Origin of the sequence: Streptomyces sp. NPDC088745 (assembly GCF_044751045.1) — a bacterium.
Classification (GTDB): Bacteria; Actinomycetota; Actinomycetes; order Streptomycetales; family Streptomycetaceae; genus Streptomyces; species Streptomyces cremeus.
The window spans coordinates 691,068-717,058 of sequence record NZ_JBIVLB010000003.1 but is presented as its reverse complement, the minus strand read 5'-3'; the positions used below and the strand labels follow the sequence as shown (position 1 = coordinate 717,058).

The window sequence follows — 25,991 nt, the reverse complement described above, 5'->3', positions numbered from 1 at the left end:
CACGGCCACCGAATCGGATTCCGGTGTCCGACATGCGTACTGAGTGGTGAACTCTCAGGCCGCGGGGACCCATCGGGGGTCCCGTCCGCCGAGCCCCACCACCCTGTCCAGGAACGGCGATCCGTCCGGTACGTCCACGACGGGGCCGAACATGGGGGCGCGGGCCGGGTTGTCCGCCTCCGGGGCGAGCAGGGCGTAGACCACCTGGAGGCTCCGCCGGTCGCAGACGAAGGGCTGCCCGGTCGCGCGGGCCAGGTCCCAGCCGTGCAGCACCAGTTCGTCCAGGGCGATCTGCGCGGCGACCCCGGCGGGCAGCGGGGTGCCGCCGACGGTGGTGGCCCCGGTCCAGGCGTCGCGCTGCTGCCAGGAGCCGGCGAGCGCGGCGAGCTGCCCCGGCAGCCGCCGCCGCCAGTCCGCCGGCAGGGCGTCCCCGGCGGGGGGCTCGGGCCGTTTGCGGGCGGCGTCGCGGAACGCCGCCGTGCGGTGCACGAGGTGCGCCAGGAGGTCCCGGACGGTGAACCGGGCACAGGGCGTGGGCCCTTGGAGCTGCTGCTCGGTCACCCCGTCGAGCAGCCGGACGAGGCGTCGGGCCGCCGGTTCGAGGTCGAACACGACGGCGGTGGGGGCGGCGGTCGTGGTGGTCGTCATCAAGGTCCCTCCCTGTTGCGTCCCGGAGCGGCGACGGCAGCAGTACGCCGTCGCGGCAGCGACGAAGGGAAGACTCACGGCCGCCGGAAAACTCATCGAAACGGCTCGAAGTTCTTCTGGAAATGGGCGACTTCCCAGGTCGGAGCGGTGGTCCCCACTGTCCGGGCGGCACCTGCCCGGCGGGCCCAAGGCCCTGCGGGAGGCGGGATCTAGGGCATCTTCCCGATGCCTCGGCCCCGTCCGCGCTGCCACGCTGACGCCGCCCCACCCGAACAAAACGAAGGCGGCCCGGCAGTGATCACCTCCGTACGAACGCACGTCCTGCGGGACCGGAACGCGGCCCTCTTCCTCACGGTGGTCGTGGTGTCCGGGTTCGGCAGCTCGGCGATGTGGCTGACCGCCGGGATCTGGGTCAAGGACCTGACCGGTTCCGACGCCCTGGCCGCGCTCACCACCTTCTGCCTGTGGCTGCCGGTGCTGGCCGGGCCGCTGCTGGGCACGGTCGCCGACCGGTTCCGCCGGCGGCCGCTGCTGATCGCGGTGAACCTCGCGACGGCGGCGCTCCTGGTCTCGCTGGCGACCGTCGACGCGGCGGACCGGGTGTGGATCCTGTTCGGGGTGCTCTTCCTGTACGGGACGGCCGGGACGCTCGCGGACGCCGCCGAGTCCGCGCTGGTCGCCGGGGCCGTCGACAAGCGGCTGCTCGGTGACTTCAACGGGCTGCGGATGACCGCCCAGGAGGGCATGAAGCTGCTCGCCCCGCTGGCCGGGGCCGCGCTGTTCGCCCGGTTCGGCGGACTGCCGGTGGCGCTCCTGGACGCCCTCACCTTCGCCGTCGCCGCCGGGCTGATCGCGCTGCTGCGGGTGCGCGAGGACGCTCCCGGCCCCCGGGCGGAAGGGTCCTGGGCGGACGGCGCGCGGTTCCTGCGGCGCTCCCCCGTGCTGCGGCCCCTGGTGGCGGCGGCCTCCGCGACGATGGTGCTCTCCGGCCTCGGCGGGGCCATGGTCTTCGCCGTCGTCGACCAGGGCCTCGGCCGCTCCCCCGCGTACACGGGCGTGCTGTACGCGGTCCAGGGCGCGGGCACCGTCCTCACCGGCGTCCTCGCCGGGCCCCTGCTGCGCCGGACGCCCGAGCGGGCGCTGGCCGCGGCGGGCATCGCGCTGTTCGCGCTGTCGGCGGCGCTGCGGGCGCTGCCGTACGAGGCGGCGGTGCTGGCGGGCAGCGCGGGCATCGGGCTCGGGCTGCCGTGCGTGCTGATCGTGGTGTTCACCGCGGTGCAGCGCGAGACGCCGGACGCGCTCCTGGGACGTACTTCCGCGACCGTCACCACGCTGGTGTACGGGCCGATGACGGCCGCCATCGCGCTCGGCTCGGCACTGGTCGCGGTGACCGGCCACCGGGCGGTGCTCGCGGCGACGGGCGCGGCGGGACTCGCCGCGGCGGGCGCGCTCGCTTCGGGTGCCCGTAGCACGAACCGCCGTACTGCGCCCATTACTTGACGCGGCCGCGTCCCGCTCCCTAGCGTCGCGACGGCCGCCGCCCCCAGCGGCGCCCCGTCGCGGAACCCCTGAGGAGCCCCTCCCATGCCCGCTGCTTCCCGCACCATCCTGCTCACCGGCGCGGCCGGCGGCATCGGCACCCTGATGCGGGGGCTGCTGCCGGCGTACGGATACGAGCTGCGGCTCTTCGACGCGACGCCCATCGAGGGCGAACCGGCGGCGGTGACCGCCGACCTCGGCGACAAGCACGCCCTGCGCGAGGCCGTCGAGGGGGTGGACGCGATCGTGCACCTGGCGGGCATCTCGCTGGAGGCGCCCTTCGAGAAGATCCTGCGCGCCAACATCGAGGGGACGTACAACCTCTACGAGGCGGCCCGCGCGGAGGGCGTGCGGCGGATCGTGCACGCCTCCAGCAACCACGCGGTGGGCTTCACCCCGATGCCCGGCCCGCACGGCCCGCTGATCCCGGCCGACGCCCCGCACCGCCCGGACACCTTCTACGGCCTGTCCAAGGCGTTCGGCGAGGACCTGGCCCAGCTCTACTGGGACCGGGACGGCCTGGAGACGGTGTCGGTGCGCCTCGGCGCGTGCTTCATGGAGCCGTCCACGGTGCGGATGCTGTCGATGTGGCTGAGCCCGGGCGACGCCGCCCGCCTCTTCGACGCGGCGCTCACCGCCCCGCGGGTCGGGCACACGGTGGTGTACGGGTCCTCCGCGAACACCCGGCTGTGCTGGGACCTGTCGACCGCGCGGGCGCTGGGATACGCACCGCAGGACGACGCGGAGCAGTACGCGGAGAAGCTGATCGCGGAGCACGGGGAGCCGCGTCCGGGCGACCCGGAGCACGACTTCCTCGGCGGGGCCTTCTGCACCGATCCGCCGCAGTGGCCGTACTGACGGGAACGCGGGCGGCGTGCCGGCCGGGCCAAGGCCCACCGGCGGGACGGGATACGGGTCCGGCCGCCCGGTGAGGGGCGGCCGGCCCGGAACCGCGGGACCTTCCGCGCCCGGCGCTTCCGGGACCGGCCGGAGAGCATCGCCGACGAGCCCGCCCGGGGGGAACCGGAAAAGAGCGAGCACGCCCGCGATACGGACAACCTAGAGGGCGGCCCGGAGCGGCGCGATCCGCTCCGCGCGGTCCTCGTCCGCTTTGCGCGGCGAAGGCGGCCGGTCCGCGCGGTGGCGCAGCGTGTACGAGGGGGACTCCCCGAACCGGGCCCGGTAGGCCGCCGCGAAACGGCCCAGGTGCCCGAAGCCCCACCGGAACGCGACGTCGGCGACGGTGACGCCGGCCGCCCCGCCCGCCGCGGCCCCGGCGAGGTCCGCGCGCGCCCGGTCGAGCCGTATGCCGCGCAGGTACGCGGTCGGGGTCGTCCCCACGTGGTCCCTGAAGCCCTCCTGGAGCCGCCGCACGCCGACCTGGGCGACGGCGGCGAGCGAGGCGGCGGTGTGCGGGTGTTCGGGGTGCGCGTGCAGGAGGTCGAGGACCCGCTTGACGGGAGCGGGCCGCAACGGCGGCGCGGGAGCGGCCAGTTCCTCCCGGTAGGGGTGGTCCGACGCCAGCAGCAACCCGTTGAGCAGGGTCTCCTGGAGGGGTGCGGCCATCACGGGGTGGGCGGCCAGGGCGTCGGCGTCGCGGGCCTGGTCCACGGCCCAGGACAGCAGCCGCGCCCAGCTCCGCCCCGCGCCCCGGGTGACGTCGATTTCCGGCGCGAAATCGACGGAGCCGCGCAGCGGACGACCGAGCAGGAGCTCCAACTGCCGGTGCAGGGCGTCCGGTTCGATCTTCAGGGCGAGCAGGCGGCAGTCCCTGCTCCAGCGGTCGATGCGGGTGACGGACGCCGGGTCGAGGACGCAGCCGCGCTGCGGGGTGGCGACGGCCTCGGCCCGCCCCTGCTGCCGCCAGGCCAGGGTGCCGCCCAGCAGGACGTTGACGTGGTAGTGGCCCAGCTCCCCGAAGCGCATCCGCAGATCGGCGCCGAGCACGAGGTCGCCGATGGTGAGGGAGCCGAGGCGCGCGGTGTCCATCCGGGACTCGAACCCGCCCGGATCGCCCAGCGGTTCGATGCGGGTGGGGTAGAAACGCTCGCCGATGGCCTGACGCGTCTCGTCCAGATCGGCGGACCTGAAGGTGTGCACGGGCGTCAGGTTAGGACCGGTGCCGCCTCCCGCCGACGGGGCTTCTGGCTAAATTCACTCGCGCGGGCGGTTTCCGGTGCGGGACTCTTGTGCCCATGCCGAGACCCCGGGGATTCCGATACGAACAGCGCGGCGACGGGACGGTCGTCATCAGCCACCGCGAGCGTGCCGCCACCACGCTGCGCGGCGGCCGGGCGGAGAAGTTCCTCGCGGAGGTGACGGGCGGCGACGCGCAGCTCGTGATGGCCCGCTGGACGGGGGCGTACAAGTTCGGCAACGAACGCACGGCCCGCAGCCACCCGCGCAACCGCTGAGCGCGTCCGCGTCCCGCGGACCGGGGGCCGGTGCGGAGCCCGGTGCGGAGCCCGGCGCGGGGCCGTCCGGGCGACGTGCGCAAATTCGTCCGAAGGTAAGGGAACGGCAAAGCGCCCCGGGTCGTTAGCTGTGACATGACCGCAATGACCCCCGGCTCGAACATTCCGCTTCCCACCGCCCGCGTGGCCGTGGACGTCGCCGCCCCGGTGCGGCTCGACGTGTCGGGCCTGCTGCTCACCGCCGACGGCAAGGTGCGCTCCGACGACGACTTCATCTTCTACAACCAGCCCGCCGGGCCCGGTGTGACCTACCGCTCGGGCGGCGGCACGGCGCCGGACTCGATCCTGGTGGACACGGGCGCGCTGCCGCCGGGCATCGAGCGGGTCGTGGTGACCGCCAGCCCGGACGCCGCGGGCCAGACCTTCCAGGGCATCGAGCCCACGGCGACCGTGCGCGGCGCCGACGACAACGCCGTGATCGCCTCGTTCACGCCGCCGCAACTGGGCTCGGAGACCGCCCTGGTCGTGGTCGAGGTCTACCTCCGCAACGGCGCGTGGAAGGTCCGCGCGGTCGGCCAGGGGTACGCCGACGGGCTGGCCGGCATCGCCACCGACTTCGGCGTCTCGGTCGAGGAACCCGCCCCCGCCGCCCCGCAGGCCCCGGCCGCCCCGGCGGCCCCGCAGGCACCCGCCGCCCCGCCGTCGGCGCCCACGCCGTCGTACGACCCCCGGACGGCCGCCCCGGCGGCCCCGGCCGCTCCCCCGGCGCCCGCGGCCCCTGCCGCCCCCGCCCCGGGCTCCGGCAAGATCAACCTGGACAAGGGCCGGGTGAGCCTGACCAAGAACCAGACGGTCTCCCTGGTCAAGGGCGGCCGCCCGCTGCTCTCGCAGGTCAAGATGGGGCTGGGCTGGGAGCCCGCGTTCCGCGGCAAGGACATCGACCTGGACGCCTCGGTCATCGCCTACGACGGCAACCGCAAGATGATCGACAGTTGCTACTTCGGCAAGCTGTCCATCCTGAACGGCGCCGTCAAGCACTCCGGCGACAACCTCACGGGCGAGGGCGCGGGCGACGACGAGGTGATCACGGTGGACCTCGGCCGCATCCCGGCGGAGGCCACGGGCCTGGTCTTCACGGTGAACTCCTTCACCGGCCAGAAGTTCAGCGAGGTCGCCAAGGCCTACTGCCGGCTGCTCGACGGCGCGACCGGCGAGGAGCTGGTCCGCTTCGACCTGACGGGCGCCGAGCCGCAGACGGGCGTGATGATGGCGAAGCTGATCAAGCAGTTCAGCGGCGAGTGGGAGATGACCGCGATGGGCGACTTCGTGAAGTCGCGCACGGTGCGCGGCATGGTGAAGCCCGCGGCCCAGGCGCTGTAGGGGCGGGCGGAAGGCGCGGCGCGCGGGGGCCGGGGGCGTGACGGAAGCCACGTGCCGCAGCGGTTTGGCGGGGCGGAGCCGGACGTAGCCTGGAAGACATGTCCATCACCTCTCCGCCCGCCCCCGGCCCGGAGGCTTCGGGCCCCGAGGGATCCGAAGCGCCCGGCGCGGACCAGACGAACGCGGCCATCCGCCGCCTCGTGGACGCGCAGACGACGGACGGGGCCTGGCCCTCGGAGGAGTACGAACTGCTCCTCGTCGAGTGGGCGGCCGCGACGCACGACGCCGCGACCGAGCCCGTGTCCTGAGCGCGCCCCCGCCTCCTACCGGAACTCCGCGCTGACGGAGCGCCGAAACGCCTCCGCCCCGTGTCCCGATCGTGATGATCGGGACACGGGGCGGAGCGTTTTCCCGGAGCCGCGGAGGCTCAGAGCTTGGTCAACTTGGAGTAGGGGCTGAGGATCCGCCCCTGACGTCCGGAGAAGTCGATGAGCACGGCGAGGTCTCCCTCGACTCCCACGACTCTTCCGAGTCCGAATTGATCATGCGAAACCCGGTCTCCCACCTCGTAGTTCTCAATGGGCGGGGCGGCCGGGGCCGGGACGTTGAAGGGACTGGACGGCAGGTGTCGCCGGGCTCCGGCTGGCTTTGTCATCACCTTCAGTATGCGCCCACCGGAGACCAGATGCCATGCCCGTCTCCCGCCCGCCACTCCCGTCCGCCCCGCCGCGCTCCTCCCGCCCGCCCCGTGACCCGCCCCTCGTCAGGCCCACGACGGCCAGGACGGCCGCTCCTCGGTGCGTTGCGTCACAGCCCGCGCACCGGCGCAACCGCGCGCCCCGTCCCGGGCGTCGCAGTCAGCGTCCGGCGCCGTGGGGGCGAGCGGGAGGGGAGCCGTAGGAATGTCAGCCTCAGCGTCCGAAGCCGGGCCGGGACGGTCCTCGGACCGGTACCACGTCGTCGCACCGCTCGGGGAGGGCGGCACGGGGCACGTGGAGCTGGCCCGCACCCCGGCGGGGCGGCTGGTCGTGCTGAAGACCCTGCACCCCCGGCTGGCGTCCGACGCGCGCTTCCGGGAGCGGTTCCGCCGGGAGGTGACGGCGGCCCGCGCGGTGAAGGACGTGTTCACGGCCGCCGTCCTGGACGCGGACACCGAGGCCGAACTCCCCTGGCTGGTGAGCGAGTTCTGCGCGGGCCCCGCCCTGGTGGACGTCATCAGCACGCTCGGCCCGCTGGACTCGGCGGCGCTCGGCACGCTCGGGGCGGCGCTCGCCGAGGCGCTGGCCGCCGTGCACGCGGCCGGTCTGGTGCACCGGGACCTCAAGCCCGCCAACGTCGTCGTCACTCGCGACGGCCCCAAGGTCCTCGGCCTCGGCCTCGGCCTGGCGAAGGGCGCGGCGCAGGACGACGGGGAGCCGACGGGCACGCTCGGCTTCGTCGCACCCGAGCAGTTGGCCCGCGACGGCGAAGTGGGGCCCGCCGCCGACGTGTTCGCGTTCGGCGCGCTGCTGGTGCTGGCGAGCACGGGCCGCAATCCGTACGGGTCGGGCACCGCCCCGCAGGTCCTGCACCGCACCCTGCACGAGCCGCCGTGCCTGCTGGGGGTGCCGGACGCGGAGTGGGAGACCTTCCTGCGCCGGTGTCTCGCGCTGGACGCGGCGGAGCGGCCCACCGTCGCCGGGGCCCTGGAGTGGTGTGCGGGGCGGGCCGCCGCGCGGCCCTGGTGGGAGGAGGAGCCGGTCGCCGGACTCGTACGGGAGCACGAGGAGGCGACGGCGGAACTGGTGGAGGTGCAGGAGGAGTGGGAGGACGAGATCCCGGCGGCCTTCCTCGCCCCGCCCACGTCCCGGCAGCCCCCCTCCGCGACGCAGACCGCCCCGGCCCCCGTCGACGCGGCCACTGGGACCCGTACGACGGACGCGAGTGGTACGACCGACGCGAGCGGTACGACTGACGCGGCGGCGCGCCGGGACGCGCGCGCGGCCGCTGGCCGGGAGCCCGGGGCCGGGCCCCGCCGCCGGCGCTTCCTCGCCTGGGCGGGAGCGGCCGTGACCGCCGTGGCCGGCTCCGCCGCGGCGGGCATGCTGCTGGGCGACGACGGCGGGCGCACGCCCGGGGCGAAGGCGGCGACGCCCCTCGCGTGGACGCCCGGCCGCACGGTGTGGTCGCGCGACCTGGATGACGCGCCGGCGTACGGAGGCGCGGTGCTGCGCCACGGCGACGCGCTGTACGTGCGCACGGCACGCCTCCTCACCTGCTACGACGCGGCGTCGGGCGAGGTGCGCTGGCGGTACGGGGAGGACCGCCTCCGGGACGTGCGGCCGGTGGGCGACACCGTGTTCGTGCTGCGGCAGCCGCTGACGGACACCGGGGTCGTGGCCCTGGACGCGGCGTCCGGAGCGCGCCGCTGGGCGACCCGGGACCTGGTGACGAACCCGTTCCGGGACACCTCCCCGAACCGGCCGGTCAGCGAACTGGAAGGCCAGTCGGCCCACCTGACGGCCGACGGCGCCGTGGTCTGCCTGGTCACCTTCGCCGCCTCCGGCACCCTGTGGGAACGGCGCACGGCACAGGGCCGCAGGTGGCGGGCGTACGGCTTCGACGCGCGCGACGGCAGGCCGCTCTGGCACCGCGCGGGCACGGCGACGGGCGTGCCCGCCGTCCACCAGGGCGGCGGACGGCTCGCGGTGGCCGTGTCGGAGCACCGGGTGCCGGCCCGGGAGCCGGCCGACGGCCCGCTGGTCGTCCTGCGCGACCGCGACGGCACGCCCGAGCGGGAGATCCCCGGCGGCTCCGCGTATCCGCAGGCGCACCCCGGCTCCTCGGGCGTCCGGCACTACCCGGGCCCGGAGGCGGTCGCCGCCGTCGACCTGGCCACCGGTGAGCGGCGCTGGTCCCGCCCGGCGGGCAGCGGGGCGACGATCACGCCCCGCGCGACGGACGGCCTGGTGCACGCCGGCGGGGGCGATATGCGGGCCCTGGACGCGGCCACCGGCCACCAGGTGTGGATGCGCACGGACGTGCGCCGCCTGGACGACGGGGACGACGCGGTGCCGCTGGTGTCGGGCGGCCTGCTCTACGCGGCGGGCTCGGACCCCTCGGTGCCGGCCGCCGACGGCGGCCGTTCGACCGGCTGGGGGGTGCACGCCCTGGACCCCCGGACGGGGAAGCTGGTGTGGGCGGTGCCGGTGGAGCGGATGAGCGGGGTGCAGGCGGCGGCGGGCGGCGGGCTCCTCCACCTGTGCGTGGGCCGCACCCTGCTGACGCTGCGCGGCCCGGGGGCGGCGTGAGCGGTCCGCCGGCGCCCGGCTGCCTCCGGCGACTCGGCCCGCTCCGGTTGTCGGGGCGGGCCGGTTCCGGCGGGACGGGGCAGGTGTTCCCGGGGCGGACGGCCGAGGGCCGCCCGGTCGCCGTGCAGACGGTGCACGCGCGTCCCGCCGCCGAGCCGCACCACCGGGAGCGGTTCCGCCGGGAGGCCGCCGCCGCGCGGGCGGCCGACCGGGCCCGGCCGCGACCGCCCTGCCGCCGGGCGGGCCGGCCGGGGCCGCCGCGCCGCATGCCGTACGGGCCCGGGGCCGCCCGCCCCGGACCCGTACCCGTGTCTCACTCCTGCCCCCACCACCAGTCCAGCGCGGGCACCCCGGGGACCGGGCCGTCCTGCTCGCCGCCGGGCGCGGGGCGGTCGGTGACGGTGATGCCGTACGAGGCGCCCTCGACCGGCATCGGATGCCGGTTGCGGGGGCTGGCGTACCGGGGGGCGTTGCTCATCCACCGCATGCATCCGGCGACGTACGTCTCCAACGCCTGCACGTAGCGCGGGAGTTCGGGATGGCCGTGTCCGGCGGTGAGGCGTTCCGCGCGGGTGGTGAAGTACGTCATGGCCCGGTCCCGCAGGACCACCGCCTCGGGCAGCACCTCGCGCGGGGTGCGGCCGCGCTGGTGGGCGAGGACGTTGACCAGGTTCTGGGCCGGCGGGGTGAGGTGGTCGTCCATGGCGTACGAGAAGAGGTCGTTGTCGCAGGAGACGATGAACCCGGCGGCGTCGGTCAGGGCCTGGACCGGCGGGGAGAAGTGGAGGTCCGGGGGCAGCTCGATCCCGTTGGCGGCCTCGCTGAAGGCGAGCGAGAAGCGGGTGCCGTTGACCGAGACGCGCTGGGCGACGTAGTCGTTGAGGGAGGGCATCCGGCCGCGTTCGGTGTTGGCGGTCTGGCCGGCGACCCCAGCCAGCCAGTCCCGGGTGCCGGTGGTCAGCCGGTGCAGCCGGGCGGGTGTGAAGCGGGCCCGGGTGCGGGTGACGAGGTCGTCCAGGGCGGCGGAGAGCGCACCGGCCGGGAGCAGTCCGGAGCCGGGAGCCTCCAGGGCGCGCAGCACCCGCTGGCCGTGGTCGACGACGACCGCCGTGCGTCCGGCGGCGCTCCCGGAGTCCTGCCAGTCGTCGACGGCCCAGGCCCAGTAGTTCCACTCCATGAAGAGCAGCAGGGTCTCGGTGTCGCCGTGCGGGATGGCCCGGCAGACGAAGTCGGGGTTGTGGATGGCCTGCGCCCAGGCCCGTTCGGTGGCGTTCGGGTACAGGTCGTAGTGGTCGGCCCAGGCCAGGGCGTGCGCGCCGAGCGCCTCGGCGTCGGGGTGCGCGCCCGCGTCGGGCAGCGGGCAGTAGAACGGCGGCAGGCTCTCGCCGAGCGCGGACCGGGGACCGCTGGTGCCGCGCCGGGCGGCGTCGGCGGCGGTCCGCCCGAAGCGCTGGGCGGTGACCGCCCCGGCGCGGGGGGCGGCCTCGGGGGGCGGCGCGGGGACCGGGGCGGGGGCCGGGGCCTTGGCCCTGCCCGGAGCCGGGGCCTGGGCGCGTTCCGGCACCGGCGCCCCGGTGTGCTCCGGGGCGCCGCGGGGCGGGGCCGGGGAGGCGGTGGGCCCGCCCGCCAGCCGGAAGAGGAGGAGGCGGGTCTCCAGGGCGTGGTCGCGCCAGACCCGGTAGAACTTGCCGTGCGTGAGGGCCGATTCGACCAGGCGGTCCCGGGCTATCGGGGAGCCGCGCCCCTCGTCGATGCCCTCGATCTCCGCCGTCGTCCACGCCATGGACTGCACCCAGAACTCGGACACCCGGTCGGTGATGTCCTCGTCCAGTTCCAGTTCGAAGCCCGCCGCGCGGGCCGCGCGGATGTACTCGGTGAGGGTGCCGAGCCGGGTCCGGTAGTAGCCGTCGACGAACTCCGTCCACTCCGGGCGGCACAGGAAGTGCTCCTGGATGCCGAACCAGCCGCCCGGCCGTAAGGTCCTGGCCATCACCGTGAAGAGCCGCTCACGGTCCATGTAGCCGGAGCTCTCGATCGCCACCGCGGCGTCGTACTCCCGGTCCCGCTCCCAGTCGTGCACGTCGCCGAGCACGGCGGTGACCTGCCCCTGGGCGCCCGCCCTGCGGGTGAAGTCCTCGATCACCGGTATATGGTCGGGCGTGACGGTCAGTCCGGTGACCCGGGCCCCGTACTCCTGCGCCCAGAACAGCGAGCCGCCGCCGAGTCCGCAGCCGACGTCGAGGAGGGTCTCGGGCGGTGCGGCCGCCACGTCCCACAGCTGTGCCGCGCGGGCGAGCACCGCTTCCTGGGAGTCGACGATGCGGCGTTTGAGAACCCGTTGCGCCACGGTGGTCTGCGGGTGCTCGCCGGGTCCGAACATGCCGACGTGGAAGTGCGTACGGGGTCCGGGCCCGTACTTGTGCAGGATGTCGGAGGTCTTGCGGGTGTAGTACTGGGGCACCTGGCCGGGATCGAATCCCGTCCGGCCGATGAGGGCCGGGCCTGCGGTGGCGGGCGTCATGGAGAGTCCTTCTCGGGGCGTGGACGACACGGATGCGCGGCCGGGGCCGCGCCGGGCCGCTCGCTCGCGCGAAAGCGCCCGGGGGCGAGCAGCGGACGGGCGCCCGGAACCGACCGGCTCCCGAGCGCCGAACAGCCGTGCAGGGGGAGGGACGACGGAGCCCTTCCGCTACCGGTCCCACGGTGGGGGGCCATGGGCCGGGGCCATCGTCATCGAACACTGCCTCTCGGCCGACGCACAGCCATCGGAGGTACGCCACACCCTGCGGCATCCAACCGATACCCAACACGAGGAGGCGTGAACCAGTCATCACGCGCCCCCGGTGCGCCGTTTTCTTCCAGCCACCCGGAACGGCCCGCTCCCGTCCCGGCCTGCGGCGACGGGCACATGCCCCGGGCACGGGACCGCCCCCGAGTGCCGTGCACACGGGGGCGGTTCAGGACAACGCGGCGCTACGCGCCCGTCCGCGAGCGCGCCTTGAAGGCCGCCTTCTTCGCTTCCTTCGCGATCTTCTTCTCGGGGTGCAGCCGTCCCATCGCCTCCAGCACCGGCGCGGTCGCCGGGTGGTCGACGCGCCAGGCGGAGTCGAGGAACCCGGTGTGCTGGCCGATCAGGCCCACCACCAGTTCCTCCAGCTCAGGCGTCTCGCCGTCGGCGTCCAACTGGGCGGCGATGGTGTCGACGGCGAGCCAGAAGACCATCTCCTGCGGCGGCGCGGGCACGTCGGCCGCGCCGCGCTCGGCGAGCCACACCCGGGCGAGCCCGCCCAGTTCCCGGTCGTCCAGCACGGCGCGCACCGACGGCTCCGCCGCGGCGTCGACCAGCAGCAGACCCTGCTGGCAGCGCAGCCTGCGCAGCGGTGCGGCCGGGTCCTGGCCACGGGCGGCGGACAGCAACTCCTCGGCCGCGGCGGCCGGTTCGCGCCGGGCGAGCCACTGCTCCAGCTCGGCGCGCCCCGCCTGCTCGGGGTAGTACGCGAGGGAGGCGAGGAGGACGTCGGCGCCCTTCTCGGCGAGATCGCCGACCGCCGGGGCGTCCACCCCGGCCTCCAGCATCCGGGCGCGCACCCCGTAGAGACCGAGCGGGGTCAGACGCACCATGCCGTAACGGGCGACGTCCTCCTCGTCCAGCTCCCCGTCGGCGGGCGAACCCTCGGGCTCCTCCGCCATCAACGCCTCGTCCACCGGTCGGTACGCCACCAGGCCCACCGGCTCCAGCACCCGGAACTGGTCGTCGAGACGCATCATCGCGTCGGAGACCTGTTCCAGTACGTCATCGGTGGGCTCGCCCATGTCGTCGGGCACGATCATCGAGGCGGCCAGCGCGGGCAGCGGCACCCAGCCGTCCTCGGGCCCGCCGCCGGAGACGGTGAGCAGGTAGAGGTTGCCGAGGACGGCCTCCAGGAACTCCGCTTCCTGCTGCGGGTCCCAGTCGAGCGCGTCGAAGTCGAGTTCGCCGTCGTCGCCGAGGAGCGCGCCGAGGTCGTCGAGCACGGGCGCGGTGGCATCGGCGAAGGCCGTCTCGAAGGCCTCCAGCCACAGCCCGAGCACGTCCTGCGGGCTGCCCCCGGCGACCACGGCGAGCGCCTCGCCGGGCGCGGCCGTGCCGTGCGCCGCGTCCGCCGCGGAACCGGCGGGGTCCGGCGGGTCGGTGACGTCCACGAGCCCGGTGTCGACCGCCGTGCGCCAGGCCTCGCTCGCGCAGGCGGCGGCGTCCTCCTCGTCCTCCACCCCGTCGGCCGGCCCCAGCTTCAACACGGCTGCCGCTTCCGGCAGTTGCTCCTCCACCAGTTCGCCGCCCGCGCCGACCCTGGTGTCGGGCGAGGCCCAGCGGGCGAGCGTGACGGCGCGGGCGAACAGCGGCGCGGCCAGCGCGTCCCGCGCCAGCTCCGCGTCCGAGTGCAGCCGCACCGGCGGCAGGGTGGGGCGGTCTTCGGACATCTGGGGGTTCTCCTCGGTGACGCACGTGGGGCAAAAGGGGGTGGAGCGGGTGGAGCGGCCCCCAGCGTAGACGTATCCGCACCGGTCCCCCGGGGTTCATGCACCCGTCAGGTTCCGTGCATCGGCCGCTCGCCCCCGGAGCCTTGACAACACCCGTGCGCAGGAAAGAGATTGACGCGCGTAGAACCTTTCCCGTGCGGACCTCTGCCGCCCGCGCGCAACCCTCACTTCCGGAGTCCCCTGATGACGTCCCGCCCGTCCCCCTCCCTGCCGAGAACCACCGCGGTCGCCACCCTCCTCGCCACGGCCCTCGCCGCGGGCCTGCTCACCGGCGCCGCCTCCGCCACGGCCGCCGCCTCCGCCGACGACGCGGCCGCGGCCCCGGTCCGCATCCACGACATCCAGGGCTCCACCCGCCTGTCCCCGCTGGCCGGCCGGCCGGTCGCCGACGTGGAGGGCATCGTCACGGGGGTCCGCACGTACGGCTCGAAGGGCTTCTGGTTCCAGGACCCGAAGGGCGACGGCGACGCCGCCACCAGCGAGGGCGTCTTCGTCTTCACCTCCGCCGCCCCGACCGTGCGGCCCGGCGACGCGGTGAAGGTCTCCGGCACCGTCACCGAGTACGTGCCGGGCGGCCCGACCTCGGGCAACCAGTCCCTCACCCAGCTCTCGAAGCCGACGGTGACGGTGCTCTCCTCCGGCAACCCGGTCCCGGCCCCGGTCCTCATCGACTCCCGCACGGTGCCCTCCCGGTACGCCCCGGACGGCGACCCGGCGGCCGGCGGCAGCATCAACGGCCTGGCCCTGAACCCGCGCCGCTACGCCCTCGACCTCTACGAGTCCCTGGAGGGCAGCAATGTCCGCGTCGGCACCTCCCGCGTCGTCGGCGCGACCGACGCGCACGCCGAACTGTGGGTGACGGTCAAGCCCGGGGAGAACGACAACCGGCGCGGCGGCGCCGTCTACGGCTCGTACGCCGCCCAGAACACCGGCCGCATACAGATCCAGCAACTGGCCCCGCTCGCCGAGCGGCCGTTCCCGAAGGCGAACGTCGGCGACGTGCTGTCCGGCGGCGCGACCGGCCCGCTCGACTTCAACCAGTACGGCGGCTACACGCTCACCGCGAACACCCTCGGCACGGTGGTCGACCGGGGCCTGAAGCGCGAGCAGACCCGCAAGCAGTCGCGCGGCGAGCTGGCGGTGGCCACGTACAACGTGGAGAACCTCGACCCGACCGACCCGCAGGAGAAGTTCGACGCCCTCGCGAAGGCGGTCGTGGAGAACCTCGCCTCGCCCGACGTCGTCGCCCTGGAGGAGATCCAGGACGACAACGGGAAGCAGAACGACGGCACGGTCGCCGCCGGGGCGACGGTCAAGAAGTTCACGGACGCGATCGCCGCGGCGGGCGGTCCCGCGTACGCCTGGACCTCGATCGACCCGGAGAACAACAAGGACGGCGGCGAGCCCGGCGGCAACATCCGTCAGGTCTTCCTCTACAACCCGGCCCGGGTCTCCCTCACCCACCGCGCGGGCGGCGACGCGACGAAGGCCACGGGCGTCGTCCGCGAGCGGGGCCGCGCGGCGCTCACCCTCTCCCCCGGCCGCGTCGACCCGGCGAACGCCGCCTGGGAGAACAGCCGCAAGCCCCTGGCGGCCGAGTTCCGCTTCCGCGGCGAGCCGGTGATCGTGGTCGCCAACCACTTCGGCTCCAAGGGCGGGGACGAGGCCCTGACCTCGCACCACCAGCCGCCGGTCCGCTCCTCGGAGGTCCGCCGCCTGGCACAGGCGCAGACGGTGAACGCCTTCGTGAAGGACGTCCTGAAGGCGGACCGCCGGGCGAACGTCCTGGTCCTCGGCGACATCAACGACTTCGAGTTCTCCGCCACCACGGAGGCCCTCACCGACGGCGGCGCCCTGCGCGCGGCCGTGAAGTCCCTGCCGCGCTCCGAGCGCTACTCGTACGTCTTCCAGGGCAACAGCCAGGTGCTCGACCAGATCCTGACCAGCCCCGCCGTCAAGCACTTCTCCTACGACAGCGTGCACATCAACGCCGAGTTCGCCGACCAGAACAGCGACCACGACCCCCAGGTGCTCCGCTTCCGCCCGTAGCTGGGGGGAGCGCCGCCGCCGGAGAGCACCGGCAGCCCTGGGCCGCGCCCGGGGCACCGGCGCTCCCGGGAGTGCCCGTGGCACCGGCAGCGCCCGTCACGCCCCCGCGCTCAGGCTGAGCGCGGGGGCGTACCGCCGCACCCTGCTGCCCGTCAGCCCGTCGAAGCCGTGGACGCGCTGCCACTCCACGGGCGTCTCCCCGGGCGCGTTCATCATCGCGGCGTGCGAGGCGGCGTCGGTCCACTCGGCGAAGTTGAGGGCCCGGGAGCCGTCGAGGCCCACGTGGAAGTGCGCGGAGAGGCCGCCGTCCGGCTCGTCCTCGCCGGCCGAGGCGTCGAGCGCGGCGAAGACGGTGTCCACCCACTTCCGCGCCCGCGCCGGGTCGGGCGAGGCGAAGTCCACCTCGACGACCGCGACGCTGCCCGGGAGGCGGTCGTCGCCCTCGGTGATCCTGCTGCGGTACAGCTCGTACGAGTGCAGCCCGAGCCGCCGCACCCCGGGCACGGCGGCGTCGATCTCCTCGTTCCGCTCGTCGCGGCCCTCGGCGAAGAACGCCCGGTAGGCGTCCTCGTCCGCCCACTGGCTGTAGTGCAGCAGCGTCCGGCCGTCCTCGCCGGCGTACACGCTGTACGAGAGCGGCCCCCGCTCGGGCCACGGGCGCGACAGCCACGCCCGCTCGATCGCGCCGACGGCCGCCCGCTGCCCTTCCGGCGAACCCACGTCCCAGGTACTGACCTTGACGACCCGCACCCCTGAACGGGTGATGTCCGGTCGGCTGTTGACGACGGCTGCGGTCATGGCGGTCCTCTCGTCCGAACGCCGGGAGCGGTTCCCCCGGGGCGGCTTCCGGGATCATCCTGAAACGTCAAGCCAGGTCGAGGTCAAGCGTCCCGGCCCCGGGCCGGGTTCACTTCGGCCGGGTCAGCGCCCAGGGCGTCACGTCGAAGGCGTCGACCATCTCCACGTCCCCCTCCTCCTCCAGCGAGAAGCTGCGCGCGGGCTGGCCGGGCCCGGCGGCGATCTCCAGGGCGCGTGCCTTCTCGACACCGTCGTACGGCCGCCAGTCCAGCCGGGAGTACGCCACCGCGCCCGGCGGCAGCAGCACCACCTCGTCGGCCCGCTTCCCCTCCTCGCGTACGTCCACCTCGATGTCGCGGACCCTGCCGTCGGCGGCGAACGCCCTGACGTCCGGCCGGCCGGAGAGCCGGTAGGGCACGTCGCCGCAGTTGGTGAGGGTGACGACGGCCGACCGGTGCATCAGCGCCGACTGGATTCCCCCCAGGTCCACCCGCACACCGGCATAACAGTCGTGCTCGACGGGCGGGCGGTACGTCGCCCCGGCGGACGGCGCCACGGCCTGCGGCGGCGCGCCGGTGCGGACGGGGGCCGTCGGAACGGCCGAGGGCGACGGCGCCCCGGCGCTGGGCGTCGGCCGGCGCTCCCCCTCTCCCGGCGGAACCAGGAAGCCGTCGCAGCCGGTGAGCACCAGCACCCCGAGCAGCACCACCGCACCCGCCCGGGCGCCCGCACCCCTGCCCGTACTCGCACGCGTACGGAAATCCACGCCACCACTCCCCTGCCCCCGCGCGGAACGCCCCGCGCCTCCCCTGCCGGGATCATGCCAGACGGTACCCAACAGCCAACCTCTGCTTACCTTTCGAGCAAAGAATTTCTAAGTGGACCTGAACAGTGCGTGTCCCCGAGACTGCGTCCATGACGACCCCTGCCCCCTTCGGGCCCGCCCTCTGCGCGATGATCACGCCCTTCTCCCCCACCGGCGACGCCCTCGACCTGCCCGGCGCGCAGAAGCTCGCCGACCACCTGGTGACCGTCGGCGGCTGCGACGGCCTGGTGCTGAACGGCACCACCGGGGAGTCGCCGACCACCTCCGACGCCGAGAAGTCGGCCCTGCTGCGCGCGGTACGGGAAGCGGTCGGTGCGGACGTCCCGTTGCTCGCCGGGGTCGGCAGCGCGCACACCGCGCACACCGTGGAACTGGCCCGTTCCGCCGAACGCGCGGGCGCGGACGGCCTGCTGGTGGTCTCCCCGTACTACAGCCGGCCCCCGCAGGCGGCCCTGGAGGCGCACTTCCGCCGGGTCGCGGACGCCGTCGGCATCCCGGTTGTCCTGTACGACGTGCCGGCCCGCACCGGAGTGCGCATCGAACCCGAGACGCTGCTGCGCCTCGCCGCCCACCCCCGCATCGCGGGCGTGAAGGACTGCGCGTACGACCTGCTGGGCAGCGCGAAGGTGATCGCCCGCACGGATCTCGCGTACTACTCGGGCTGCGAGGAGACGAACCTGCCGCTGCGCTCGGTGGGCGGCGCGGGCTTCATCAGCACGGTCGCGAACGTCGCGCCGCGGGCGGTGCGGGCCCCGCTGGACGCCCACGCGCGCGGCGACGTGGCCGCGGCGGCCCGCCTGCACCACCGCACGCTCCCGCTGGCGGAGCTGATGATGGCGTCCGGCCTGCCCGGCACGGTCACCGCCAAGGCCCTCCTGAACGCGCTCGGGCTGCCCGCGGGCCCGCTCCGCGAACCGCTGCAGCCCGCCGCCACCGAGGTGGTCGACGGGCTGCTGGCCGCGTACGAGGAGTTGACGCGTCAGGACTGATCGGGCGCCTCCGCCCCTTCCACGACGTACGTCCGCCCCAGGATCGCGGCGTGCTCCAGCACGTCCTCCAGCGGGTCGTCGATCTGCCCGGTGCTCAGCAGGGACACCCTCGGCGCGTTGTGGGAGTTGTGGTGCGTCTCGTCGGCGTACGCGGCGGAGCCGGCGAGGACCGGAAGGACGAGGGCTGCGGCGACGGCCAGGACCGTGCGCATGATCGGCAGATTCATGATCGGCTTAACCACTCGTACGGCCCAAAGGTCACTGGGCCGACGACGCGTCCTGCGGTCCTCCGGCCGCCGGTGGGTCAGTTGTGGCTGTGCAGCACGTCGTTCAGGCCGCCCCACACCGCGTTGTTGGGCCGTGCCTCCACCGCGCCGGAGACCGAGTTCCGCCGGAACAGGATGTTCGACGCCCCGGACAGCTCGCGTGCCTTCACGATCTGCCCGTCGGGCATCGTGACCCGGGTCCCGGCGGTGACGTACAGCCCCGCCTCCACCACGCACTCGTCCCCGAGCGCGATGCCGACCCCGGCCTCCGCACCCACCAGGCAGCGCTCGCCGATGGTGATCCGGACGTTGCCGCCGCCGGACAGGGTGCCCATCGTCGACGCGCCGCCGCCGATGTCGGAGCCGTCGCCGACCACGACACCGGCCGAGATGCGCCCCTCGACCATCGAGGTCCCGAGCGTCCCGGCGTTGAAGTTCACGAACCCCTCGTGCATCACCGTGGTCCCGGCCGCCAGGTGCGCCCCGAGCCGCACCCGGTCCGCGTCGGCGATCCGCACGCCCTTGGGCGCGACGTAGTCCGTCATGCGCGGGAACTTGTCGATCGAGGTCACCTGGAGGTGCAGCCCCTCGGCGCGCGCGTTGAGCCGTACCTCCTCCACCGAGTCCACGGCCACCGGCCCCAGCGAGGTCCACGCCACGTTGGCGAGCAGCCCGAAAAGACCGTCCAGGTTCTGCCCGTGCGGCTGCACCAGACGGTGCGAGAGCAGGTGCAGGCGCAGGTACGCGTCGTGGGCGTCCAGCGGCTTGTCGTCGAGGGAGGCGATGACCGTACGGACGGCCACGACCTCGACGCCGCGGCGGGCGTCGGGGCCCAGTGCCCTGGGCGCGGAGGCCCCGAGGAGTTCGGCGGCGCGCTCGGCGGTGAGGCGCTCGGTCCCGGCCGGGCCCGCCGCGTCGGCCTCCTGCGGTGCGACCAGCTCGGGGGCGGGGAACCAGGTGTCGAGGACGGTGCCGTCGGCGGCGAGGGTGGCGAGTCCGGCGGCGACGGCGCCGGAGGTACGAGAAGCAGTCGTATCGGTCATGACAGGAAACCTAACCGGCCCCGGCCCGCCCGGGCGAACCGGTCTCGGCCTGCGGAAGCACGCCGTCCCCGGCAGCCCGCGCCCGCCCTGCCCGGCCGGGCGCCCCGCCGCCGCCCTCAGTGCGCCCCGCCGAGATTCAGCAGCACCACGCCCGCGATCACCAGCACGATCCCCAGCAGTTTGACGGCGGTCGCCGGCTCGCCGAGGAACAGCATCCCGATGGCCGCGACGGCGGCCGTTCCGACGCCCGCCCAGATGGCGTACGCGGTGCCCACCTCCAGCGACTTGAGGGTCACCGACAGCAGCCCGAAAGCCACCACGTACCCGACGACGGTGAGGAGCGAGGGCCACAGCCGGGTGAAGCCGTCGCTGAACTTCATGGCCGTGGTCCCGGCCACCTCCGCCGCGATCGCCGCGGCCAGCAGAACGTAGGGCATGCCCCGAAGCGTACGTTCGGGCCCGCCCCGCCACCGGGCCGCAGCGCGCGTCATCACCGGCCGGCCGGCGCACGAACGTTCCCGCACACCGGCCGCCGCACGAACGTCCCCGCACTCCGGCCGCCGCACCCGCGTCCGCCACGTTCCGAGCCCGGCAACGTTCTGGTCCCGATCCCTGCCCGCGTCCGTCATTCCGCGGATCCTGGGCACCCGGATACGGTGACCCCCCACCCCCCGCCCGCAACCCCGACCTCACGGAGCACGCAGTGACACACCCCGGCGGCCCCCACCAGAGCCCCCCTCCCGGCCCCGGCTGGGGCGGCGGCTGGGCCCCGCCTCCCCCGCCCCCGCCGAAGCCCGGCGTGATCCCGCTCCGGCCGTTGGACGTGGGTGACGTCCTGGGCGGCACCTTCGCCGCCTTCGGCCGCCACTGGAAGCCGCTCGTCGGCGTCGCCGCCGTGGTCCACGCGGCGGCCCTGCTGCTCGTGGGCGGCGCGGCGGCCCTGGCGTTCTGGGGCAACGTGGACACCTTCGACGCGCTGGAGCGCGCGGACCGCAACGGCACGGCCGTCGCGTCTCACGTCACGTCCCTGGCCGTGAGCTTCGGCCTGGTGGCCGTGCTGGGCGCGGTGTGCCTGCTGTTCGCCACGGCGACGACGCAGGCGGCCTCGGCGGTCGCCCTCCAGGAGGCGGTGCTCGGCCGTCCCACCACGTTCCGCGCGGTGTGGCGCAGGGCGGTGCGCCGGGTTCCCGCCGTCGCGGGCGCGCTGCTGCTTCCGGCCCTGGCCGCGGCCGTCCTGACGGTCCTGCTGATGATCGGGTACGTCGGGCTGATGATGGCGGTCGTGGAGGACGTCGGCGGCGACGCGGCGAACTGGCTGGCCGCCGTGGGGCTCCTGGGCGGGCTGCTGCTCGTGCCGGTGGTCGTCTGGCTGTGGGTGCGCTTCGCCTTCGCCCCGGCGGTCGCCGTCTTCGAGTCGGCGGGCGCGATGCAGGCGCTGCGCCGCTCGGCCAGGCTGGTGCGGGGTTCCTGGTGGCGGATCTTCGGGATCTCGCTGCTGGTGTACGCGATGGCGTGGACGGCGAGCTGGCTGATCCAGATCCCGTTCAGCCTGCTGGGCATGTTCTCGCTGGTCCCGAGCATGGCGGTCGCCCCGGACACCGGCGAGGAGATGTCCTTGGTGCAGATGGCGCTGGCAGTGGGCGGCTACGTGCTGATCGTCCTGGTGGGCAGCTTCGTCAGCCAGATCGTGGTGATCTTCTTCCCCCAGCTCGCCACCGGGCTGCTGTACGTGGACCAGCGCATCCGCCGCGAGCACCTGGCCCCGGCCCTGGCCGAGGCGGCGTACGGCCCGCCGCCGCCCCCGCGGCACTGAGAAACGGCTGTGCCCCCGGCGCTCACCAGGAGCGCCGGGGGCACAGCCGTGTCCGTGCGGTCCGTGCGGGAGGACTCAGACGTTGAAGCCGAGCGCGCGGAGCTGCTCGCGGCCGTCGTCCGTGATCTTGTCCGGGCCCCACGGCGGCATCCAGACCCAGTTGATCTTGAGCTCGTTGACGATGCCCTCGGTGGCCGACTTGGCCTGGTCCTCGATGACGTCGGTCAGCGGGCAGGCCGCCGAGGTGAGCGTCATGTCGAGGGTGGCGATGTTGGCGTCGTCGACGTGGATGCCGTAGATGAGGCCCAGGTTGACGACGTCGATGCCCAGCTCGGGGTCGACCACGTCGTACAGGGCTTCGCGGACCTCTTCCTCGGAGGCCGGCTTGGTCGTCAGGGTCTCTTCGCTCATGCCGACTTCTCCTTCTTCTCGCTCTCGCCCAAAGCCTGGGCGGTCGCGTCCTTCCATGCCATCCAGCTCAGCAGGGCGCACTTGACCCGGGCCGGGAACTTCGAGACCCCGGCGAACGCGACGGCGTCCTCCAGGACCTCCTCCATCGCGTCGTCGGGCTCGACGGCGCCCTTGGACTGCATCAGCTCCAGGAAGGTCTCCTGGATCTTCCGGGCCGTCTCCAGGTCCTTGCCGACCAGGAGGTCGTTCAGCACCGAGGCGCTGGCCTGGCTGATCGAGCAGCCCTGCCCCTCGTAGCTGACGTCCTCGACGCGGTCGCCGTCGTACTTCACCCGGAGCGTGATCTCGTCGCCGCAGGTGGGGTTGACGTGGTGCACCTCGGCGTCGCCGTCGCGCAGGCCGCGCCCGTGCGGGTGCTTGTAGTGGTCCAGGATGACTTCCTGGTACATCGAATCCAGCTTCACGATCCCCAGCCCTTAACCGAAGAAGTTCCGTACGTGCTCCAGGCCGTCGACCAGGGCGTCGACCTCGCCGGGCGTGGAGTACAGGTAGAACGACGCTCGCGTGGTCGCGGGAACCCCGTACCGCAGGCACACCGGGCGCGCGCAGTGGTGTCCCACGCGGACCGCGATGCCCTCCTCGTCCAGGACCTGGCCCACGTCGTGCGGGTGGATGTCGCCGAGGGTGAAGGAGATCGCGGCGCCGCGGTCCTCCGCCGTCGCCGGACCGATGATCCGCAGGTCGGGGACCTCCAGGAGGCGCTTGACCGCGTACTCGGTGATCGCGTGCTCGTGGCGCGCGATGTTCTCCATGCCGATCGCCGAGAGGTAGTCCACGGCCGCGCCGAGGCCGACGGCCTGGGCGATCGGGGGCGTGCCGGCCTCGAACTTGTGCGGCGCGGGGGCGTACGTCGAGGAGTGCATCGACACGGTCTCGATCATCTCGCCGCCGCCGAGGAACGGCGGAAGGTCCTCCAGCAGCTCCTGGCGGCCCCAGAGGACGCCGATGCCCGTCGGGCCGACCATCTTGTGACCGGTGAAGGCCACGAAGTCGGCCTGCAGGGCCTGCACGTCGAGCACCATGTGCGGGGCGGCCTGCGAGGCGTCGATGCAGACCAGCGCGCCGACCTGCTGCGCGCGCCGGATGATCGTCTCGACCGGGTTGACCGTGCCCAGCAGGTTCGAGACCAGCGTCAGCGAGACGATCTTCGTCTTCTCGTTGATGATCTCTTCGATGTTCGACAGGTCGAGCCGGCCGTCGTCGGTCAGCCCGAACCACTTCAGCTTCGCGCCCGTGCGCTGCGAGAGCAACTGCCACGGCACGATGTTGGAGTGGTGCTCCATCTCCGTGATGACGATCTCGGTCTCGCGGTCCACCCGGTAGGGCTCGTCGGCCCAGCCCAGCATGTTGGCCACGAGGTTGAGCGACTCCGAGGCGTTCTTCGTGAAGATGACCTCGTCGCGGCTCGGCGCGTTGATGAAGGCGGCGACCTTGTCGCGGGCGCCCTCGTACAGCGCCGTGGCCTCCTCGGCGACCGTGTACACACCGCGGTGCACGTTCGCGTTGTGCCGCTCGTAGTACTCGTTCAGCGCGTCGAGCACCTGGCGCGGCTTCTGCGAGGTCGCAGCGGAGTCCAGGTAAACGATCTTCTTGTCCCCGTGGACGATCCGGTCCAGCAGGGGGAAGTCCTTGCGGATCGCGTCCGTGTCGAGGAGGCCCGGCAACTGTGTCACGCGGTGACGCCACCCTTCGTGTACTTCTCGTAGCCCTCGGCCTCGAGCTGGTCGGCCAGCTCCGGGCCGCCGGACTCGACGATCCGGCCCGCCGAGAAGACGTGCACGAAGTCCGGCTTGATGTAGCGCAGGATGCGCGTGTAGTGCGTGATCAGCAGCGTGCCGACCTCGCCGGTCCCGCGAACGCGGTTGACGCCGTCGGAGACCTGGCGCAGGGCGTCGACGTCCAGACCGGAGTCCGTCTCGTCCAGGATGGCGATCTTCGGCTTCATGAGCTCCATCTGGAGGATCTCGTGACGCTTCTTCTCACCGCCCGAGAAGCCCTCGTTGACGTTGCGCTCGGCGAAGGAGGGGTCCATCTGGAGCTGCTCCATCGCGGACTTGACCTCCTTCACCCAGGTGCGCAGCTTGGGCGCCTCGCCGCGCAGGGCGGTCGCCGACGTGCGCAGGAAGTTGGACACCGAGACGCCGGGGACCTCGACCGGGTACTGCATGGCGAGGAACATGCCGGCGCGGGCGCGCTCGTCGACGGACATCTCCAGGACGTCCTCGCCGTCGAGGGTGACGGTGCCGCTGGTGATCGTGTACTTGGGGTGACCCGCGATCGAGTACGCGAGGGTGGACTTGCCGGAGCCGTTGGGGCCCATGATGGCGTGGGTCTCGCCCTGCTTCACGGTCAGGTCGACGCCCTTGAGGATCTCCTTGGTGCCGTTCTCGACATCGACGGAGACGTGCAGGTCGCGGATTTCAAGCGTTGCCATGGGGTACTCAGGACTCCTGGGTGACGGAGACGAGCACATCGTCCCCTTCGATCTTTACGGGGTATACGGGGACGGGGCGCGTCGCGGGAAGACCGGACGGCTTGCCGGTGCGCAGGTCGAAGCTGGAGCCGTGCAACCAGCACTCGATGGCACAGTCCTCCACCTCGCCCTCGGACAGCGAGACGTTCGCGTGCGAGCAGATGTCGTTGATCGCGAAGACTTCGCCCTCGGTCTGCACCAGGGACACCGGCGTGCCGTCGACCTCGACCCGCTTGGGGGTGTCGGTCTCCAGCTCGCTCAGTGAGGCCACCTTCACGAACGCCATCAGACCGACGCCTCCAGCTCCGTGTCGATCTTCGCGAGCAGGCGCTCCTCGACGTCGGCGACGCCGATCTGCTGGACCAGCTCGGCGAAGAAGCCGCGGACGACCAGCCGGCGGGCCTCGTCCTCGGGGATGCCGCGGGACTGGAGGTAGAAGAGCTGCTCGTCGTCGAAGCGGCCGGTCGCCGAGGCGTGGCCCGCTCCGGCGATCTCGCCGGTCTCGATCTCCAGGTTGGGGACCGAGTCGACGCGCGCGCCGTCGGTCAGCACCAGGTTGCGGTTCATCTCGTACGAGTCGGTGCCCTCGGCGGCGGCCTGGATCAGGACGTCGCCGATCCACACCGCGTGCGCGTCCTGGCCCTGGAGGGCGCCCTTGTAGGCCACGTTCGACTTGCAGTTCGGGACGTTGTGGTCGACCAGGAGGCGGTGCTCCTGGTGCTGGCCCCGGTCGGTGAAGTACAGGCCGAACAGCTCGGCCTCGCCGCCGGGACCGGCGTACGTGACGCGCGGGTGCAGCCGTACGAGATCGCCGCCGAAGGTGACGACGACCGACTTGAACGACGCGTCCCGGCCGACGAGCGCGTTGTGCTGCGCCACGTGGACGGCCTTGTCGTCCCAGTCCTGGACGGAGACGACGGTCAGCTTCGCGCCGTCGCCGAGCACGTAGTCGACGTTGGCGGCGAGGACGCCGTCGCCGGTGTGGTCGATGACCACGACGGCCTCGGCGAACTGGCCGAGCTCGAAGACCTGGTGGCCGTACGCCGTGCCGCCGCCGCCCCGCACCGAGACGCGGATCGGCTCGGTGAGCACGGTCTCCTTGGGCACGGAGACGACCGAGGCCTTCTCGAAGGAGCTGTACGCCTGGGCCGCCACGCGGTCCACCGGCTTCCCGGCTTTGCCGAGGCGGGCGTCCGCGCGGTCGACCGTCTCGACGGTGACGCCCTCGGGGGCCTCGACCTCGACGGTCAGCTCGCCGCCGGCCTCGGCGGTGCCGTCGTGCAGACCGCGCAGCCGGGCGAGCGGGGTGAACCGCCACTCCTCCTCGCGGCCGTGCGGCACGGGGAAGTCCGCCACGTCGAAGGACGGCGGCGCGCTCATGCGGGTGGCGGTGGTGGATTCCGCCGCCACCGCGAGGGAACCGGCGGTCGTCGAACCGGCCGGGATGTTCTGAGCCTCAGCCATGGCTGTC

General features: G+C 73.7%; 25 protein-coding genes. 9 read left to right on the top strand and 16 right to left on the bottom strand.

Annotated features, from left to right (window positions below; translation table 11 throughout):
* Positions 1–54: 54 nt before the first annotated feature.
* Positions 55–648: a TIGR03086 family metal-binding protein gene (locus tag ACIP93_RS12455; RefSeq protein ID WP_345224195.1), complete on the bottom strand. Its 594-nt coding sequence runs from the start codon at positions 646–648 to the stop codon at positions 55–57.
* Positions 649–942: 294 nt separating this feature from the next.
* Between ACIP93_RS12455 and ACIP93_RS12450 the strand changes: the two genes are divergently transcribed.
* Together ACIP93_RS12450 and ACIP93_RS12445 are read left to right on the top strand one after the other, a co-directional pair.
* Positions 943–2,148: an MFS transporter gene (locus ACIP93_RS12450; protein WP_401757807.1), complete on the top strand. Its 1,206-nt coding sequence runs from the start codon at positions 943–945 to the stop codon at positions 2,146–2,148.
* An 84-nt stretch (positions 2,149–2,232) separates the two neighbouring features.
* Positions 2,233–3,045 (top strand): NAD(P)-dependent oxidoreductase, encoded by an 813-nt coding sequence (locus ACIP93_RS12445; protein ID WP_345224193.1) that lies wholly within the window; start codon positions 2,233–2,235, stop codon positions 3,043–3,045.
* Positions 3,046–3,246: 201 nt separating this feature from the next.
* On the opposite strand, the gene ACIP93_RS12440 is transcribed toward ACIP93_RS12445, so the two are convergent.
* The gene (locus ACIP93_RS12440) at positions 3,247–4,287 is read right to left on the bottom strand and encodes an AraC family transcriptional regulator (protein WP_345224192.1); all 1,041 of its coding nucleotides are present in this window, start codon (positions 4,285–4,287) and stop codon (positions 3,247–3,249) included.
* Between the two features lie 95 nt (positions 4,288–4,382).
* Here ACIP93_RS12440 and ACIP93_RS12435 point away from each other — a divergent pair, with 95 nt between their 5' ends.
* From ACIP93_RS12435 to ACIP93_RS12425, 3 genes are all read left to right on the top strand, one after another.
* Positions 4,383–4,601, top strand: coding sequence for a hypothetical protein (locus ACIP93_RS12435; protein ID WP_401757804.1), 219 nt, complete (start codon positions 4,383–4,385; stop codon positions 4,599–4,601).
* Between the two features lie 144 nt (positions 4,602–4,745).
* On the top strand, positions 4,746–5,981 hold the full coding sequence (locus ACIP93_RS12430) for a TerD family protein (protein WP_345224190.1): 1,236 nt from the start codon (positions 4,746–4,748) through the stop codon (positions 5,979–5,981).
* Positions 5,982–6,079: 98 nt separating this feature from the next.
* Positions 6,080–6,289, top strand: a complete 210-nt coding sequence (locus ACIP93_RS12425; protein WP_345224189.1) for a hypothetical protein — start codon at positions 6,080–6,082, stop codon at positions 6,287–6,289.
* Between the two features lie 119 nt (positions 6,290–6,408).
* Here the strand turns inward: ACIP93_RS12425 and ACIP93_RS12420 are convergent, their stop codons facing one another.
* On the bottom strand, positions 6,409–6,636 hold the full coding sequence (locus ACIP93_RS12420; protein ID WP_185025425.1) for a hypothetical protein: 228 nt from the start codon (positions 6,634–6,636) through the stop codon (positions 6,409–6,411).
* Positions 6,637–6,883: 247 nt separating this feature from the next.
* On the opposite strand from ACIP93_RS12420, the gene ACIP93_RS12415 reads away from it, so the two are divergent.
* Positions 6,884–9,271 carry a PQQ-binding-like beta-propeller repeat protein gene (locus ACIP93_RS12415; RefSeq protein WP_401757801.1) on the top strand — a complete coding sequence of 796 codons (2,388 nt, stop codon included), beginning with the start codon at positions 6,884–6,886 and terminating at the stop codon, positions 9,269–9,271.
* A gap of 313 nt (positions 9,272–9,584) precedes the next feature.
* Here the strand turns inward: ACIP93_RS12415 and ACIP93_RS12410 are convergent, their stop codons facing one another.
* On the bottom strand, positions 9,585–11,792 hold the full coding sequence (locus tag ACIP93_RS12410) for a methyltransferase domain-containing protein (RefSeq protein WP_401757799.1): 2,208 nt from the start codon (positions 11,790–11,792) through the stop codon (positions 9,585–9,587).
* A 452-nt stretch (positions 11,793–12,244) separates the two neighbouring features.
* Positions 12,245–13,732, bottom strand: a complete 1,488-nt coding sequence (locus ACIP93_RS12405) for a hypothetical protein (protein ID WP_401757797.1) — start codon at positions 13,730–13,732, stop codon at positions 12,245–12,247.
* A gap of 243 nt (positions 13,733–13,975) precedes the next feature.
* Here ACIP93_RS12405 and ACIP93_RS12400 point away from each other — a divergent pair, with 243 nt between their 5' ends.
* Positions 13,976–15,841, top strand: coding sequence for an endonuclease/exonuclease/phosphatase family protein (locus ACIP93_RS12400; RefSeq protein ID WP_401757795.1), 1,866 nt, complete (start codon positions 13,976–13,978; stop codon positions 15,839–15,841).
* Between the two features lie 96 nt (positions 15,842–15,937).
* Here the strand turns inward: ACIP93_RS12400 and ACIP93_RS12395 are convergent, their stop codons facing one another.
* Positions 15,938–16,639, bottom strand: a complete 702-nt coding sequence (locus ACIP93_RS12395) for an antibiotic biosynthesis monooxygenase (RefSeq protein WP_401757793.1) — start codon at positions 16,637–16,639, stop codon at positions 15,938–15,940.
* A 109-nt stretch (positions 16,640–16,748) separates the two neighbouring features.
* The gene (locus ACIP93_RS12390; RefSeq protein WP_345224176.1) at positions 16,749–17,405 is read right to left on the bottom strand and encodes a DUF4232 domain-containing protein; all 657 of its coding nucleotides are present in this window, start codon (positions 17,403–17,405) and stop codon (positions 16,749–16,751) included.
* A gap of 149 nt (positions 17,406–17,554) precedes the next feature.
* Between ACIP93_RS12390 and dapA the strand changes: the two genes are divergently transcribed.
* Complete coding sequence (dapA, locus tag ACIP93_RS12385) at positions 17,555–18,454, top strand: 4-hydroxy-tetrahydrodipicolinate synthase (protein WP_401757791.1); 900 nt, start codon at positions 17,555–17,557, stop codon at positions 18,452–18,454.
* Here the strand turns inward: dapA and ACIP93_RS12380 are convergent.
* The 3 genes from ACIP93_RS12380 to ACIP93_RS12370 form a co-directional block, all read right to left on the bottom strand.
* Positions 18,445–18,681, bottom strand: coding sequence for a hypothetical protein (locus tag ACIP93_RS12380; RefSeq protein ID WP_345224172.1), 237 nt, complete (start codon positions 18,679–18,681; stop codon positions 18,445–18,447). The genes dapA and ACIP93_RS12380 overlap by 10 nt on opposite strands.
* 77 nt (positions 18,682–18,758) lie before the next feature.
* Positions 18,759–19,763 carry a 2,3,4,5-tetrahydropyridine-2,6-dicarboxylate N-succinyltransferase gene (gene dapD, locus ACIP93_RS12375; protein ID WP_401757788.1) on the bottom strand — a complete coding sequence of 335 codons (1,005 nt, stop codon included), beginning with the start codon at positions 19,761–19,763 and terminating at the stop codon, positions 18,759–18,761.
* Between the two features lie 116 nt (positions 19,764–19,879).
* Positions 19,880–20,200: a multidrug efflux SMR transporter gene (locus ACIP93_RS12370; RefSeq protein ID WP_345224167.1), complete on the bottom strand. Its 321-nt coding sequence runs from the start codon at positions 20,198–20,200 to the stop codon at positions 19,880–19,882.
* A gap of 362 nt (positions 20,201–20,562) precedes the next feature.
* Here ACIP93_RS12370 and ACIP93_RS12365 point away from each other — a divergent pair, with 362 nt between their 5' ends.
* Positions 20,563–21,576 (top strand): hypothetical protein, encoded by a 1,014-nt coding sequence (locus ACIP93_RS12365; protein ID WP_401757786.1) that lies wholly within the window; start codon positions 20,563–20,565, stop codon positions 21,574–21,576.
* 75 nt (positions 21,577–21,651) lie between these two features.
* Here ACIP93_RS12365 and ACIP93_RS12360 read toward each other — a convergent pair whose 3' ends face one another.
* The 6 genes from ACIP93_RS12360 to sufD are packed head-to-tail and all read right to left on the bottom strand — an operon-like array spanning position 21,652 to position 25,984.
* On the bottom strand, positions 21,652–21,987 hold the full coding sequence (locus tag ACIP93_RS12360) for a metal-sulfur cluster assembly factor (RefSeq protein WP_189821522.1): 336 nt from the start codon (positions 21,985–21,987) through the stop codon (positions 21,652–21,654).
* Positions 21,984–22,451 (bottom strand): Fe-S cluster assembly sulfur transfer protein SufU, encoded by a 468-nt coding sequence (gene sufU / locus ACIP93_RS12355; protein WP_345224160.1) that lies wholly within the window; start codon positions 22,449–22,451, stop codon positions 21,984–21,986. The genes ACIP93_RS12360 and sufU overlap by 4 nt, the downstream gene beginning before the upstream one ends.
* A 12-nt stretch (positions 22,452–22,463) precedes the next feature.
* Positions 22,464–23,720, bottom strand: coding sequence for a cysteine desulfurase (locus tag ACIP93_RS12350; RefSeq protein WP_345224158.1), 1,257 nt, complete (start codon positions 23,718–23,720; stop codon positions 22,464–22,466).
* On the bottom strand, positions 23,717–24,481 hold the full coding sequence (sufC, locus tag ACIP93_RS12345) for a Fe-S cluster assembly ATPase SufC (RefSeq protein WP_345224156.1): 765 nt from the start codon (positions 24,479–24,481) through the stop codon (positions 23,717–23,719). Before sufC ends, ACIP93_RS12350 begins: the two co-directional genes overlap by 4 nt.
* 7 nt (positions 24,482–24,488) lie before the next feature.
* Entirely contained in the window at positions 24,489–24,806 is a 318-nt protein-coding gene (locus tag ACIP93_RS12340) for a non-heme iron oxygenase ferredoxin subunit (RefSeq protein WP_189821526.1), read from the bottom strand.
* Complete coding sequence (gene sufD / locus ACIP93_RS12335; RefSeq protein ID WP_345224152.1) at positions 24,806–25,984, bottom strand: Fe-S cluster assembly protein SufD; 1,179 nt, start codon at positions 25,982–25,984, stop codon at positions 24,806–24,808. Before sufD ends, ACIP93_RS12340 begins: the two co-directional genes overlap by 1 nt.
* Positions 25,985–25,991: the final 7 nt, after the last annotated feature.

Bases quoted from the DNA above. Each gene is read 5' to 3' on its own strand.
- ACIP93_RS12425 (WP_345224189.1), top strand. From the start codon at position 6,080: ATGTCCATCACCTCTCCGCCCGCCCCCGGCCCGGAGGCTTCGGGCCCC.
- dapA (WP_401757791.1), top strand. From the start codon at position 17,555: ATGACGACCCCTGCCCCCTTCGGGCCCGCCCTCTGCGCGATGATCACG.
- ACIP93_RS12415 (WP_401757801.1), top strand. From the start codon at position 6,884: ATGTCAGCCTCAGCGTCCGAAGCCGGGCCGGGACGGTCCTCGGACCGG.
- ACIP93_RS12420 (WP_185025425.1), bottom strand. From the start codon at position 6,636: ATGACAAAGCCAGCCGGAGCCCGGCGACACCTGCCGTCCAGTCCCTTC.
- sufC (WP_345224156.1), bottom strand. From the start codon at position 24,481: ATGGCAACGCTTGAAATCCGCGACCTGCACGTCTCCGTCGATGTCGAG.
- ACIP93_RS12395 (WP_401757793.1), bottom strand. From the start codon at position 16,639: ATGACCGCAGCCGTCGTCAACAGCCGACCGGACATCACCCGTTCAGGG.
- ACIP93_RS12410 (WP_401757799.1), bottom strand. From the start codon at position 11,792: ATGACGCCCGCCACCGCAGGCCCGGCCCTCATCGGCCGGACGGGATTC.
- ACIP93_RS12400 (WP_401757795.1), top strand. From the start codon at position 13,976: ATGACGTCCCGCCCGTCCCCCTCCCTGCCGAGAACCACCGCGGTCGCC.
- ACIP93_RS12360 (WP_189821522.1), bottom strand. From the start codon at position 21,987: ATGAGCGAAGAGACCCTGACGACCAAGCCGGCCTCCGAGGAAGAGGTC.
- ACIP93_RS12445 (WP_345224193.1), top strand. From the start codon at position 2,233: ATGCCCGCTGCTTCCCGCACCATCCTGCTCACCGGCGCGGCCGGCGGC.
- ACIP93_RS12340 (WP_189821526.1), bottom strand. From the start codon at position 24,806: ATGGCGTTCGTGAAGGTGGCCTCACTGAGCGAGCTGGAGACCGACACC.
- ACIP93_RS12380 (WP_345224172.1), bottom strand. From the start codon at position 18,681: ATGAATCTGCCGATCATGCGCACGGTCCTGGCCGTCGCCGCAGCCCTC.
- sufD (WP_345224152.1), bottom strand. From the start codon at position 25,984: ATGGCTGAGGCTCAGAACATCCCGGCCGGTTCGACGACCGCCGGTTCC.
- ACIP93_RS12370 (WP_345224167.1), bottom strand. From the start codon at position 20,200: ATGCCCTACGTTCTGCTGGCCGCGGCGATCGCGGCGGAGGTGGCCGGG.
- dapD (WP_401757788.1), bottom strand. From the start codon at position 19,763: ATGACCGATACGACTGCTTCTCGTACCTCCGGCGCCGTCGCCGCCGGA.
- ACIP93_RS12455 (WP_345224195.1), bottom strand. From the start codon at position 648: ATGACGACCACCACGACCGCCGCCCCCACCGCCGTCGTGTTCGACCTC.
- ACIP93_RS12430 (WP_345224190.1), top strand. From the start codon at position 4,746: ATGACCCCCGGCTCGAACATTCCGCTTCCCACCGCCCGCGTGGCCGTG.
- ACIP93_RS12435 (WP_401757804.1), top strand. From the start codon at position 4,383: ATGCCGAGACCCCGGGGATTCCGATACGAACAGCGCGGCGACGGGACG.
- ACIP93_RS12405 (WP_401757797.1), bottom strand. From the start codon at position 13,732: ATGTCCGAAGACCGCCCCACCCTGCCGCCGGTGCGGCTGCACTCGGAC.